This window comes from Saccharibacter sp. EH611 (assembly GCF_009834765.1).
Lineage (GTDB): Bacteria > Pseudomonadota > Alphaproteobacteria > Acetobacterales > Acetobacteraceae > Saccharibacter.
Genome location: NZ_WVHP01000021.1, coordinates 175,604 through 189,345 on the forward strand (window position 1 = coordinate 175,604; position 13,742 = coordinate 189,345).

Below are 13,742 nucleotides of genomic sequence, written 5' to 3' on the forward strand. Positions count from 1 at the left end.
ATGATTGTGGGGATGGGCGTTGACCTTTGCATGATCTCGCGTATTGAAGGCGTGTTCTCTCGTCATGGGAATGCGTTTTTGGAACGCGTTTTTACTGAAGATGAGCGCGCTTATGTGGAGCGCTTGCGAGGGAATGTTCGTTTTGGTGGCTATGCCAAACGTTGGGCTGCGAAGGAGGCGTGCGCTAAAGCGCTAGGAACGGGCTTTACTCAAGGGGTTTCTTTCCAAGATATTTCCGTTGGTCGTCACCATAATGGCGCTCCACGGCTTTATGTAGGTGGGGCGGCTGAACGTGCTTTATGGGCGTTGGTACCACAGGGTATGGTGCCGGAACTCTTTGTTAGTTTAAGTGATGACCCACCTTTCGCGATGGCTCAGGTGATTATACAAGTGCGCGATCATGGTTCAGATGATACCTATGGGCGTAGTGAAGACCGCTTCTCCGAAGCGTCTTATCGGGAGTAGGAGAACGGTATGAGTGTTTATAATAAAGGCGCAGAGCCAGACCAGCAGGAAAACTGGGGCGACATTGTGCGTCAGATTTTTATTTTAGTGGTCGTGATTTTTGGAGTGCGCTCTTTTTTCATTGAGCCCTTTAATATTCCATCAGGCTCGATGATCCCAACCTTGCAGATTGGGGACTTTGTGGTCGTCACGAAGCCGAGCTACGGTTATTCACGCTATTCTTTCCCATTCTCTTTTCCGCTTTTTTCCGGGCGGGTTTTTGGGAGCTTGCCGCACCGTGGGGATGTCGCGGTTTTCCGTTATACGCAAGACACATCCATTGATTATATCAAACGTATTGTTGGTCTGCCTGGGGATCATATTCGTGTCATAGCGGGTAAGCTTATCCTGAATGGTCAGGAGCTCCCACGGCAGTCGATGGGGCCATATTCGTTCCGTGATGAAATGGGAACGCATTTTTCGGGTGAACGCTACCGCGAGACGCTTGCACGTGAGAATGGCAAGGGTTCAGTCACGCATGAGGTGTTGAAGCTGACAGATGAAGGGCCCGCAAACAATACAACCGAGTATGTGGTGCCGCAGGGTTGTCTGTTCGCGATGGGTGATGATCGCGACGATAGTTCCGATAGTCGTTTTCAAGGTGGGCGTGAAACAGGGAAATGTGCGGCGCCTGCAGGGAATGATTTTCTTCGTGCGTCCGATCGTGACTTAGGATTTGTGCCGGTTGAAAACCTCGTCGGGCATGCGCAATTCGTTCTCTTCTCTATTGATCTAAAGCACCCATCTTGGCAGTTCTGGTATTGGCCTGCTGAGATCCGTTGGGGGCGTTTTTTGCACGGTGTTCATTAATGGCAGAGCAGGGAAATCCAGCTCAAACGATTGAGCGTTTGCTGCATTATCAGTTTGCACGCTCCGAGCTGTTGCATGAGGCTTTGACGCATCGTTCAGCCTTGTCGCGTCGTCCACCTAAGGGAAAGGGGCGCTCTGGGCAACAATCCAAGCGTTCTCATACGAAAGGGCAAGGCTCTAATGAGCGCCTTGAGTTTGTCGGGGATCGCGTTCTTGGTTTGGTAATGGCTGAATGGCTTTTTGAGCGCTATCCTCAGGAGCAAGAAGGGGCTTTGGGAGCACGACATGCTCACCTAGTCTCTCGCCCTGTGTTGGCAGAGGTTGCGGATGCGATCTCCTTGGCGGATATGCTCCATATTGCCCAACATGAAGAGGCGGCCGGTATTCGCACACTTGCCAGCGTTCGTGCTGATGCGATGGAAGCTCTTTTAGGGGCGATTTATCTTGATGGTGGCCTAGAGCCTGCGCGTCGCATTGTGCGGCAGTTGTGGGGGAAGAGCATTGAGAGTGGGGCGCGCCCGCATAAAGAACCCAAAACGTTACTTCAAGAGTTTTTGCTAGGCCGTGGTGAGTCTTTGCCGCGTTATGAAATGGTATCGTCTGATGGGCCATCTCATGCTCCGGTTTTCTGTGTGCAGGTGCAAGCGATGGGTCACATTGGGCATGGACAAGCAGGAAGTAAGCGTTTGGCCGAAAGTGCTGCAGCAAAAGATTTGCTTCATAAGTTAGGGCAGGAGAAAAAGCATGCCTGATCACCTCTCGTCACGTTGTGGTTTCGTTGCGCTCGTAGGGGCGCCTAACGCTGGGAAATCCACACTCCTTAACCGCATGGCAGGCGCTAAGCTTTCCATTGTTAGCCCTAAGGCGCAGACAACGCGTTTTCGGACATTGGGCATCGTCATGCGGGAGCAGACGCAGCTGATTTTTGTTGACCTCCCAGGGATCTTTAAACCAAGGCGGCGGCTTGATCGGGCGATGGTGAATGCTGCGTGGAGTGGTGCTCAAGATGCTGACCTGACGCTCTTTATGATTGATGCCCGGCGTGGCTTGGCTGATGATGTGCGCGAGATTATGGGGCGGCTCGCTGAGAGCAAGCGTACCATTTGGCTTGTGCTCAACAAGACAGACATGGTGAGTCCACAGCAGCTCCTGCCTTTAACGCAAGAGGTGAGTGATACGCTGAAGGTTGATCAGGTTTTTATGGTCAGCGCCCGCTCTGGTGACGGTGTGGATGAGCTATTGGATCATTTGGCGCGAGCTATGCCGGAAGGCCCGTATCTCTACCCTGAAGATGATTTAACCGATTTGCCGGATCGCTTGTTGGCCGCTGAAATGGTGCGTGAGCAAGTGTTCTTACAAACACATGAAGAAATCCCGTACCATGCGACGGTTGAAACAGAATCGTTCAAACAGCGTCGTGATGGATCGGTGCGGATTGATGTGACGATTTATGTCTCTCGTCCTGGTCATAAGGCTATTTTGATTGGCGAAAGAGGCAGTCGAATCCGTGAAATTGGCATGCGGGCACGGCGTTATCTGGAGCCATTGTTGGACTGTCCGTGCCATTTATTCCTGAATGTAAAGGAACGTGCCGAGTGGGATAAAGAAACAGCCCGTTTACGTGCGTTGGGTCTTGATGAGTATGGCTAAGCTTTTCGCAAAGGAGTTGCGCTCTCTGACTTGTTCCCAGAGGCGTGGCTCTGTATGTAGGGGGGAACCGTATTTTTCAAAGACATCAGAGTTAAGAGAGCCGGCACGATATGAGCACCGCTGCGCGAGAACAGAAGTTTCCCTATAAACGCGTCCTGCTCAAGGTGTCAGGTGAAGCGTTAATGGGGAAGGGGTCTTCTGGTGTAGATCCCGAAATGGTGGACATGGTGGCCGCCGATATTGCTGCGGTTGCAGCTAAAGGCGGGCAAGTTTGCTTAGTTGTTGGCGGGGGGAATATCTTCCGCGGATTAGCTGCTGCCGCTAAGGGAATGGATCGCGTTCAAGGCGATTATGCCGGAATGTTGGCAACGGTTATTAACGCCCTTATGCTTCAAAATGCTCTGGAACGGCGTGAGATTGAAACGCGTGTGATGACGGCTATCCGGATGGAATCGATTGCGGAACCTTATATCCGCCGTCGTGCTGTGCGTCATATGGAAAAAGGGCGCGTTGTAATTTTTGCAGCAGGCACGGGGAACCCATTCTTCACGACTGACACAGCTGCCGCATTGCGTGCTAACGAAATGGAGTGTGACGCTCTGTTTAAAGGCACGCAGGTAGATGGTGTCTATGCCGCCGACCCACGTCATCACCCTGATGCGGAGCGTTATGACGAGCTAACCTATATGGATGCGCTTGCTCGTAATCTTCAGGTGATGGATGCCGCGGCGGTGAGCTTGGCACGAGAGAATTCCTTGCCTATCGTCGTCTTCAACATTCATGCTCCAGGCGCTTTTGCGACGGCGATGCGTGGAGAAGGGCGTTTTACCCGGATTGTCGAAAAGAGCACGGGAACAGAGCCTTCAGGCTCTTAAGATTAAGACATTATTGCGAGAGAGTACTGTCTTAAACGAAAGGAATTATCCATGAGTGTCGAATTAAATGATCTCCTTGAAGACCTAAAGCGTCGTATGGAAGGCGCTCTTGAGAGTTTGCGCCGTGACCTTTCGGGGTTACGCTCAGGCCGTGCAAGCCCAAATTTGCTCGAGCCTATTCGTGTTGAAGCGTATGGTTCTGTCATGCCGATGTCTCAGGTGGGGTCGATTGCCGTGCCAGAAGCACGGATGTTGACGGTTTCTGTTTGGGATAATGCTCTGGTTGGGGCTGTTGAGCGCGCTATTCGCGATAGCGGTTTAGGCCTAAACCCTGCCGCTGAAGGGCAGACCATTCGGGTGCCGATCCCACAGTTGACGGAAGAACGCCGCAAAGAGATGGCCAAAGCTGCGGCTCGTTATGCTGAGAATGCTCGTATTGCTGTGCGCGGTGTGCGTCGTGATGGTATGGACACGACAAAGGCGCAGGAAAAGAAAAGCGAGATCAGTCAGGATGATATGAAGAGCTGGACAGCGGCCATTCAGAAGCTGACAGACGAGCATATTAGCAAGGTTGATTCGATTCTTGCTGATAAAGAACGCGACATCAAGCAGGTCTGATGGCGGTAAGACGTTGACTTCTTCTTCTCACTCTTCTGCCTCTACTACGCTAGGGGCAGAGGTGACACCGCGGCATATCGCCATCATTATGGACGGTAATGGGCGCTGGGCGCGTCGTCGTGGTGTGCCTGTAGCGCAGGGCCATAAGGAAGGCGGCGAAGCCGTGCAGCGTTGCGTGCGTGCGGCCCTGAAAAATGAGGTGCCGTTCCTCACGCTGTACGCTTTTTCTTCCGAAAACTGGCGTCGCTCTCATGAGGAAGTGGGAGAGTTGACGTCTCTGTTGCGTTTTTATCTCAAGCACAAACTCGCTGATTTGCACCGCCAAGGTGTGCGGTTGCGCATTATTGGAGAGCCGGAGCATTTCGGTGCTGCTGTGTGTCAGGAACTCCAACGTGCGGAAGAGAAAACAGCGCAAAATAAGCGTTTAACGATGCTTTTAGCATTATCTTATGGTGGTCGCGCCGAGATGGTGGGAGCGGCTCGTTCGCTAGCTTGTAAAGTTGAAGCAGGCCTCCTTCATGCTGATGATATTGATGAAACTGCCTTAAGTGCCTCATTGCAAACGCACGACATTCCCGATCCAGACGTGATTGTACGAACCAGCGGTGAGAAGCGTCTGTCTAACTTCCTCTTATGGCAATCTGCTTACGCTGAGCTGATTTTTTTGGAAAAACTATGGCCTGATTTTCAGGAAAGTGACTTTTCAGACATTATACAGCGTTATGCACGCCGTCAGCGTCGTTTTGGTGGAAGACCTTTAGGAGAGGAGAAAGCATCATCGTGACGGAACTTCAGAAGCGTCTGTTATCGAGTGCTGTTTTAGTTCCTGTGGCGGTGGCCTGCTTGTGGTATGGGCGCTGGGCGTATGATGCCCTTCTCTTGGCTGTTATGGTAGGGATGGTCTGGGAAGGGGCTACGCTACTTGGGCAACAGATGCGCTGTTTGCGTGGTGCTTTGCTTCTGTTGTGGCCGTTTTGTGCTGGTGTTCTGGCTATTAAAGAACAATGGTTAAGCGTTCTCTATCTTGCTCTGGCGGCGCTTTTCTTTGGTGTGCGTCTATGGGGGGCTGTTCTTGTCTCTCTTATTGGAGGAAGCGCATTACTCTATTTGCGTGCCCGCCCCGATGGGTTGTATGAAACCTTATTCGTTATGGCTGTTGTTGTCGCAAGTGATAGCAGCGCCTATGCGGTTGGACGGCTTATAGGGGGAGCGAAGTTGGCGCCTTCTATTTCTCCGGGGAAAACGATTTCCGGCTCTCTTGGCGGATTGTTTGGTGCCGCTCTTATGGGCGGTATAATTGCTCATTTTGCTATGGGATATTGGTGTGGTTTTGCTTTCCTTTGGGGAGCTGTGGTTGGTGTGGCTGCTCAATGTGGGGATTTAGGCGAGAGTGCGTTTAAGCGTCGTCTTGGCGTTAAGGACTCTGGTGCCCTTATCCCGGGACATGGCGGTTTATTAGATCGTTTTGATGGTCTTCTTCTTGCAGCACCTTTAGCAGCATTGATTGCACTTTTGAGCCACCATAAGCCTCTGTGGCTGTTGGGGGCTGGGTAGTCTTGCCCTAAGAAGAACCAAGTTTTGTTAGTCGATCATGGTTGGTGTGAATAGTATTTGATCGGCATGTTTCGTAAACATGACGTGAGGTGAGGAGCGTAATCTCATGACAGATGGCCCTAGACGGCGGCGTATCAGCGTATTGGGAAGTACTGGCAGTATCGGGACGTCAACGGTTGATCTGCTAAAACGCATAGCGGACGATATTACGGTGCGTGCTTTAGTTGGTGGGCAAAATGCGCAGCTTCTGGCTCAGCAAGCGCGTGAGCTAAAGGCCGAATGGGCGGTTATCCACGATGAAACCCGTTATGACGAGCTTAAAGCCCTTCTGGATGGGAGTGGTGTGCGCGTTGCGGCGGGGCGTCAGGCTGTGATTGAGGCAGGTGCTTTGGAGGCAGACTGGACGATGGCGGCCATTACCGGTGCGGCTGGCCTCGCGCCAACACTGGAAGCTGTTAAAAACGGGAATGCTGTCGCTCTTGCTAACAAAGAAGCGCTTGTGTGTGCGGGCGATGTGATGCTTCAGGCCGTGAAAGATGCGGGCGCTACGCTCTTGCCGGTTGATTCAGAACATAACGCTATTGCCCAATCCCTTGGTGATAATGATCCGGCCTCTGTCGAGAAAATTATCCTTACGGCTTCTGGAGGGCCCTTCCGCACGGCAACGCGTGAGGAAATGGCCGTTGCAACCCCAGAGCAGGCACTGAAACACCCGACCTGGTCTATGGGAGCGAAAATCACGATTGATTCGGCTTCTATGGCCAATAAAGGTCTTGAGGTGATTGAAGCAGCTCGTCTGTTCGGGCTTGATGAACAGCAGATTGACGTGCTTGTTCATCCACAATCAGCCGTACATGGCATGGTGCGCTATAAGGATGGAAGCTTCGTGGCGCAGATGGGGTCAGCGGATATGCGCATTCCCATTTCACACACGTTAGCGTGGCCTACGCGTATGGAAACACCCTGTGAACGCTTAGATTTTGCAAAAATGGGGACGATGACCTTTGAAGAGGCTGATGAGACGCGCTTTATTCCATTGCGTCTTGCTCGACAGGTGCTGCGCGCAGGTGGCATGGCACCGACAGTTTTTTCTGCTGCGAATGAAGTGGCTGTTGAAGCGTTCTTGGATGGGCGGATCCGTTTCCTTGGTATTGGTGAGCTGATTGACGCGTCATTGCAAGCGATGCCGAGTAACCCAGAACCACAAGAACTTGACGATATTTATGAGTGGGATCGGCGCGGGCGTGAGTTGGCGCGTGAGCAGATCGCTCGGATGGGATCATGATGCACACGGTTGAGAGTATTCTTATAGGTATTTTAGTGCTGAGCGTGGTCGTTTTTGTCCATGAGCTTGGGCATTATTTAGCGGCGCGCTGGCGGCATATTAAGGTGGATGTTTTTTCCATCGGTTTCGGCCCGGCCCTTACGTCGTGGTATGATCGTGCGGGAACGCGTTGGCAGTTAAGTGCTCTTCCTTTGGGAGGATACGTAAAGCTGCACGGCTTCGGGGGGGATGATTCTTCTGATGAGGCTGTTGACGATGATGAAGCTTTTCATAGAAAGCCGGTATTGTCGCGTGCAATCGTGACGGTCATGGGGCCTGTCTTTAATTTCATTTTCACAATTATCATTTTCATCGGATTATTTGGCTTTTATGGCCATTCTGAGGTTCGCCCAGATGTAGGAGAGATTGAGCCGGGGAGTGTCGCTCAAAAAGCTGGCCTTCATGTTGGCGATCATCTGACGTCTCTTAATGGTCGCACGCTTTTGGGTGTGGCTGATTTACAGGCTCAGATTAGCGCTCATCCAGGAGAGAATGTGACACTGGGCTTGAGCCGCCAAGGGCAGGACTTGGCATTGCCGCTTACTCTAGGGGAAAAAGGGCAGGCTGGTCATAAAACAGGCTATCTGGGTGTTAGGTTTAGCATTGTCATCGGTAAGGCGCTTCCTTTCTATGAGGCTGTTCCTATGGCCTTTGAAAAAACGTGGGATCTGTGTGTGCAGGTTTTACAAAGCGTGTGGCAGATTATCAGTGGCCAACGCAGCGCATCGCAGCTTTCGGGGACGATTGGTATTATCCATGCCTCTGGACAGGTGGCCCATTATGGTTGGGTGAGTTTGCTGCTGTTCGTTGCCGCTATTTCGACCAGTTTGGGGCTCTTTAATCTGTTTCCCATCCCAATGCTTGATGGTGGTCATCTGGTTTTTTATGCGGCAGAGGCGATTATGGGGCGCCCTGTATCTGAGCGTGTGCAAGGATATGCTCTGCAAGCTGGTTTAAGCCTTGTCTTAGTCTTGTTCTTATTTACGGGATATAATGACTTGAGAAATTTAGGTTTTTTCCACAAGATTGAAAGCATCTCTCATTGGGTATTTTCACAGCATTAGTGCAATGGTAAGAGATGACATGTGAGAATATGCGAAAAATGTCATTATGAGGCTTAGTGTCTGCGTCTTTTCGCATGTATCTCTTGCGCAGAGGGTGAGTTTTCAGATACCTCGCATAAGACATGGCGCGATAGGGTCTTTATAAGAATCTGGGACGAGGAATACCGGTTTTGTCAGGAATACGCATAGAAGGTCTTCGGCCTGTAGCCGTCCGATTAGCTCTGCTGGCCTCGGCCTGCTTGTTTCCTGCCTATTTTTGTGATGCAGAGGCGGCGTTTGTTCATCGTCAGACCCCTCATCACACAAAAAGGCACCACCAGAGCGCTGCACGTCATAGCGTTGCCTTGGGTAAGCAGGACACTTCTCAAGTGCCTGAGGGAGGCGTTGCCGAATCTATTGTTGTCAAAGGCAATACGCGCATCGAAACAAGCACTGTCCTCTCTTATATGGTGGTGCAGCCGGGTGACAGTTTCAATAGGGACGCCTTAAATCGGTCGTTAAAAACACTCTATGCGACGGGTTTGTTTCGGGATGTGACGTTCCGTCGTGAAGGCTCCACATTGCTGGTGCAACTGGTTGAAAATCCTATTGTGAACCGTATTGTTTTTGAGGGCAATCATGCCCTTAAAGACGCTGAAATTATGAAGGAATTAAACCTTCGTCCACGCGCCGTGTTTTCAACGCAGACTATTGCGGCTGATCGCCAAAAGATTTTGAATATGTATGCGGGGCGGGCGCGTTATGGTGCTACGGTGACACCGCAGATTATTCGCCTATCGCATAACCGTGTTGATGTTATTTTTAATATCAACGAAGCACGTCAAAGCCTCGTGAAGAAAATTGTCTTCGTCGGCAATCATTCTTTTAGCGAAGCGGCATTGTCGAACGTCGTATCGTCTAAAGAATCAGCATGGTATCGCTTCTTCTCTTCTTCAGATGAATATAACCCAGAGCGTGTGCGGTATGATGCGGAGCTTCTGCGCCGTTTCTACCTGCATAATGGGTTTGTTGATTTCCGTATGATTGATGCGACGGGTGAGCTGTCGCCAGATCATAAGACGTTCTACATTACGTTTACCTTTAAAGAAGGGCCACGTTACCGGCTGGGTAAGATTGATGTGCGGTCTAATATCCATCACGTGACAGCGAAGATGATGAGACCTCATATTGAGGTCTATAAAAACCAATATTACGACGGAACGGCTATTCAAAACAACTCAACCGATATGCAGGATTGGTTGCAGGGCAATGGCCACCCATTCGCTATGGTGCGGACAGAAATCGCTCGTAATCCTGAAAAGAAGATCGTTAATCTTCTCTATGACATTGTCGAAGGGCCCCATGTTTACGTTGAGCGTTTAGACGTCAACGGGAATACGATTACACGGGATTCGGTTATCCGCCGGAACTTACCTGTAGCCGAGGGTGATGCCTACACGCCGTCCACCCGTAAATATGCGCGTATGGCGTTACAGGATCTTGGCTATTTTAGCAGTGTTTCAGTGGATCAAAACCAAGGTTCGGCTCCTGATAAAGTGGATCTGAGCGCCAATGTGACTGAAAAACCGACGGGGGAATTCTCTCTCGGTGGTGGTTACTCAACCGACGTGGGTGTGTTGGGTAACCTCGCATTGAAGCAACATAACTTGCTTGGAACAGGGGTTGATGCGGGGTTCTCCGGTACGGTGGCTTATTATGAAAAGCAAGCCGACCTGTCATTGACGGATCCATACTTCCTTGGGCGTAACTTTGTTGCGGGTGCTGATATTTATTTCGTGCAGAATAACTATCAGACGTATCAGAGCTATAATGAAGGACAATATGGTCTCTCGCTGCGTTTAGGCTATGCGTATAACCGCTATCTCTCGCAGTCATGGACTTATACGCTGGTCGATCGTCATGTCGGGAATTCGTACCCTCATACAGAATATCCCGGTTTCAGAGATGACGTTTCTTCTATTTACGTGTTGCAGTCAGCAGGCTGGTCGCTTCTTTCCCAGATCAGTACGACGTTGACATATGACCGCCGCGATAACCGCATGAGCCCACATTCTGGTTTTATGCTGTCTGCGACGGGTGATTTTGCTGGTTTAGGCGGGGATGAAAAATATGCCCGCGGCAAGTTTACGGGTGCGTATTATATTCCTCTTGATGATATTACCGGGAGCCATAGCTGGACAGTCCAATTAAAGGGCGGTGTTGGCTATATGGGGGACTGGGGCGGCCGCCATAGTGATCGTAATATTATTGATAACTTTTACCTTGGTGGTCAGAACTTGCGCGGCTTCCTTCAGGGGGGGGTGGGGCCGCGTTCTGGCCATATTCGCGGTGCTAATGGCCAATGGATACCGGGCTATGGTGGGCAGGAAGATCTGTTGGGGGGGCGTTTTATGTACACGGCTTCCGCTCAGCTGAACTTCCCACTGCCGATGGGTGATTCTTTTGGTATTTCTGGCCGTGGGTTTATTGATGCTGGTAGTTTGGCTGGGACACGTGTTCGCCACCACTACACAAGCCAGCGCCAGGACGGATCACTCTTTACCCCCATCAATGGGAATACCTTTACACCGCGCGTTGCGGGCGGTTTGGGGATTTCTTGGCAGAGTCCATTTGGTCTTGTTAATATTGATGGTGCTGTGCCTATTCACAAGGAACGTGGTGACCGCGTTTATCCTATTCGTTTTGGGTTCGGGCAGCAGTTTTAATTCTGTGTTGTGTCGTAATTCCCTTTTTACTGTTCTTGTATAGTTGCAGAGAGATTGATTATGCCGCGCTTTTCTTTGACCCGAACACTGACCGCTTTAAGTGCCTTGACCATGCTCCCGTTAACGCATGCTTATGCTGCAGGGAGTAATGGTGGGTGGTTTGTTCCTAAGACACAGCAAGCACCAGCAGCGCCTCCACGGCATGCTGCACCAGTGGCTGCGCCCGAGCCAGAGCCTATGGATGATGATGGTTCAGGAGGAGATGGAGGCCCAGTAGATAATGGGGCAGGTGGGCAGAATCCTCCGCCCGTTTTCCCTCTTCCGCCTGTTCCGGCTGCTCCTGCGATTGCAAAAGAAGCGCCACCGCCTGCAGCGGCGATTGGTATTATTAGTGTGCAGGGTGTTATGCAGCTTTCTACAGCGGCGCAAGAAATTCAGCAGGTTCTTGGTGCGCGTCGCGATCGTTTAGCGCATGAAGTGCAGAAAGAGGAAGCCGCTTGGCGGGGAGAGCAGCAGAAGCTGCAGATGCAGGCGCGCTCTCTGACCTCTGATCAGCTCCAGCTGCGCGTGCGGCATTTGCAGGAACGTCGCGCTAAAGACCAGCATGTCTTTGGCAATCAGGCGCGTATCATTCAGGAAGCGTATCAGGTTGCGTTCCATCAGATTGAACGTGTGCTGGAACAGCATGACGGTATTGTCTCCCGCGTAGCGGCCGCACGCGGTATGAATTTAATCTTACATGCCGAGCAAGCTGTGTTGCATGTGGATGGTCAGGATATCACCGAGGAAGTGGCAAGCCACTTGAACCAAGTGCTCCCACATGTTTTCATTCCCGATGATGGTGCCGATCCAGAAGAGCTTGCACGTTCTGGTAAAATGGCCACCACGGCTGATGAAGAAAGCATGATGCGTCAGGCTGCGTCAGCACCACAACAAAGCGGTACGTCCGCTCAGCCGCAGGCGTCAACGTCAGTGTTGCGCCGACATTAATAGATCAGACATAACAAGCTAGAGGAGGCGGCTATGTCAGCGTCTTTCCCCGGAGAGGGGCCTTTTTTCCAGAGACGAGGGCCGTTTTCCCTAGCGGATGTCAAACAGGCCATAGGTCTTCCACGAGATCATAGCGTGGAAGAGATGGTCGAGTATGAGGGGGTAGCCCCCCTGCATACAGCGACTAAAAAGCATATTAGCTTTCTTGATAACCGCCGCTATTTACCTCTTTTAAAAGAAACACATGCCGGGGCTATTGTTGTTTCTCGTGCGTTTGCTGATTTGGTTCCGTCACATACCGTCCCCTTAGTGTGTGAGAGCCCTTATTTAGCGTGGTCACGCGTAGCGCGTTTATTTCACCCTGTTTCTCCTTCACGGTCTGTGCGTCATCCCAGTGCTGTCATTGGACACAATGTTGAGATCGGTGAGAATGTTGAGATTGGCCCCTTTGTTACTATTGGCGATGGCGCTCGTATTGGTGATGGTTGTGTCATTGCGGGGCACGTGGCGATTGGTGCTGCTGTAGAAATAGGGGCAGGGTGCCGGATCGGTTCTCATGTCACTGTTTCTCATGCGATTTTAGGAGAGCGGGTTGTTCTCTATCCAGGCGTGCGTATTGGGCAAGATGGATTTGGATTTGCCGTTGGGCCGGATGGGTTTGAGACGGTTCCACAGTTAGGACGTGTCCTGTTGGGCGACGGTGTGGAGGTTGGTGCGAATTCAACCATTGATCGTGGCTCCATGAAAGATACGGTGATCGGTGCTGGAAGTCGCATCGATAATCTTGTTCAGATTGGCCATAATGTGACGTTAGGCCGGTGCTGCATCGTCGTTGCGCAGGCAGGAATTTCTGGTTCGACGGAGCTTGAGGACTTTGTGACAGTCGCGGCACAAGCAGGGCTTATCGGACATATTCATATTGGCAAAAAAGCCCGTATTGGTGCTCAATGTGGCGTTATGTCTGACGTTGAAGCAGGCGCTGATGTTATTGGCAGCCCTGCAATGCCCTTCAGAGAGTTTTTCCGTAATGTCGCAACGCTTCGGAAACTTTCGCGAAAAAAACCTTCATGATGGTTTTTTCTATCGAGTTTTGATAGATAACGTTCACATGCCGCTCGTCTTGCTTAGGCGGAGAGCGGTAAGCTTCTGGTGAGAATGGTAGGAAGGTAGAGGTAGTGGACGAAGCGACTGAGCTGACGCATCAGGTTCCCGAGAGCGTTGACATCCAGCAGATCATGAAAGCGATTCCTCATCGCTATCCTTTTCTGCTGGTTGATAAGATGGAAGAAATTAAAGCGGCGGAATCAGCAGTTGGCATTAAAAATGTCACCATGAATGAGCCGTTCTTTCAAGGGCATTTCCCGTCACGTCCTGTGATGCCGGGCGTTTTGATTGTTGAAGCGATGGCTCAGACGGCGGCCACTTTGGTTGTGCTGACGCTGGGTGAAGCTTTTGAAGGGAAGCTGGTTTATTTCATGACGGTAGAGAATGCTAAGTTCCGTCGTCCTGTTGGGCCCGGAGATCAGCTTCGTATCCACGTCAAAAAAGAACGTGCACGTGGTAATGTGTGGCGGTTCCGTGGTGTTGCTCGTGTTGATGACGTCTCTGTTGCAGAAGCGTCTTTTAGTGCGATGATCGTGGACTAATT

Annotated in this window: 14 protein-coding genes; all 14 read left to right on the plus strand. The window is 51.2% G+C overall.

Features of this window, described 5'->3' with window-relative positions; translation table 11 throughout:
* The 14 genes from acpS (at nt 1) to fabZ (ending at nt 13,740) form a co-directional block, all read left to right on the plus strand.
* Nucleotides 1–465 (plus strand): holo-ACP synthase, encoded by a 465-nt coding sequence (gene acpS / locus GS535_RS06105; RefSeq protein ID WP_160791436.1) that lies wholly within the window; start codon nt 1–3, stop codon nt 463–465.
* A 9-nt stretch (nt 466–474) separates the two neighbouring features.
* Complete coding sequence (gene lepB / locus GS535_RS06110) at nt 475–1,314, plus strand: signal peptidase I (RefSeq protein WP_160791246.1); 840 nt, start codon at nt 475–477, stop codon at nt 1,312–1,314.
* Entirely contained in the window at nt 1,314–2,066 is a 753-nt protein-coding gene (gene rnc, locus GS535_RS06115; protein WP_160791247.1) for a ribonuclease III, read from the plus strand. Before lepB ends, rnc begins: the two co-directional genes overlap by 1 nt.
* On the plus strand, nt 2,059–2,964 hold the full coding sequence (gene era, locus GS535_RS06120; RefSeq protein WP_160791248.1) for a GTPase Era: 906 nt from the start codon (nt 2,059–2,061) through the stop codon (nt 2,962–2,964). The genes rnc and era overlap by 8 nt, the downstream gene beginning before the upstream one ends.
* A gap of 110 nt (nt 2,965–3,074) precedes the next feature.
* Nucleotides 3,075–3,839: a UMP kinase gene (pyrH, locus tag GS535_RS06125; RefSeq protein ID WP_018979170.1), complete on the plus strand. Its 765-nt coding sequence runs from the start codon at nt 3,075–3,077 to the stop codon at nt 3,837–3,839.
* Nucleotides 3,840–3,890: 51 nt separating this feature from the next.
* Nucleotides 3,891–4,457, plus strand: a complete 567-nt coding sequence (gene frr, locus GS535_RS06130; RefSeq protein ID WP_018979171.1) for a ribosome recycling factor — start codon at nt 3,891–3,893, stop codon at nt 4,455–4,457.
* A gap of 13 nt (nt 4,458–4,470) precedes the next feature.
* Nucleotides 4,471–5,241 carry a polyprenyl diphosphate synthase gene (gene uppS / locus GS535_RS06135; RefSeq protein WP_202401520.1) on the plus strand — a complete coding sequence of 257 codons (771 nt, stop codon included), beginning with the start codon at nt 4,471–4,473 and terminating at the stop codon, nt 5,239–5,241.
* On the plus strand, nt 5,238–6,011 hold the full coding sequence (locus GS535_RS06140; protein ID WP_160791249.1) for a phosphatidate cytidylyltransferase: 774 nt from the start codon (nt 5,238–5,240) through the stop codon (nt 6,009–6,011). Before uppS ends, GS535_RS06140 begins: the two co-directional genes overlap by 4 nt.
* 106 nt (nt 6,012–6,117) lie before the next feature.
* Nucleotides 6,118–7,296 (plus strand): 1-deoxy-D-xylulose-5-phosphate reductoisomerase, encoded by a 1,179-nt coding sequence (gene dxr / locus GS535_RS06145; protein ID WP_160791250.1) that lies wholly within the window; start codon nt 6,118–6,120, stop codon nt 7,294–7,296.
* On the plus strand, nt 7,293–8,399 hold the full coding sequence (gene rseP / locus GS535_RS06150; protein WP_237442210.1) for an RIP metalloprotease RseP: 1,107 nt from the start codon (nt 7,293–7,295) through the stop codon (nt 8,397–8,399). The genes dxr and rseP overlap by 4 nt, the downstream gene beginning before the upstream one ends.
* Nucleotides 8,400–8,569: 170 nt before the next feature.
* Nucleotides 8,570–11,104 carry an outer membrane protein assembly factor BamA gene (gene bamA / locus GS535_RS06155; protein WP_160791251.1) on the plus strand — a complete coding sequence of 845 codons (2,535 nt, stop codon included), beginning with the start codon at nt 8,570–8,572 and terminating at the stop codon, nt 11,102–11,104.
* Nucleotides 11,105–11,164: 60 nt separating this feature from the next.
* Nucleotides 11,165–12,094 carry an OmpH family outer membrane protein gene (locus GS535_RS06160; RefSeq protein ID WP_160799176.1) on the plus strand — a complete coding sequence of 310 codons (930 nt, stop codon included), beginning with the start codon at nt 11,165–11,167 and terminating at the stop codon, nt 12,092–12,094.
* 33 nt (nt 12,095–12,127) lie between these two features.
* Complete coding sequence (gene lpxD / locus GS535_RS06165; RefSeq protein WP_160791253.1) at nt 12,128–13,165, plus strand: UDP-3-O-(3-hydroxymyristoyl)glucosamine N-acyltransferase; 1,038 nt, start codon at nt 12,128–12,130, stop codon at nt 13,163–13,165.
* Nucleotides 13,166–13,269: 104 nt separating this feature from the next.
* On the plus strand, nt 13,270–13,740 hold the full coding sequence (gene fabZ / locus GS535_RS06170; protein ID WP_018979179.1) for a 3-hydroxyacyl-ACP dehydratase FabZ: 471 nt from the start codon (nt 13,270–13,272) through the stop codon (nt 13,738–13,740).
* Nucleotides 13,741–13,742 lie beyond the last annotated feature (2 nt).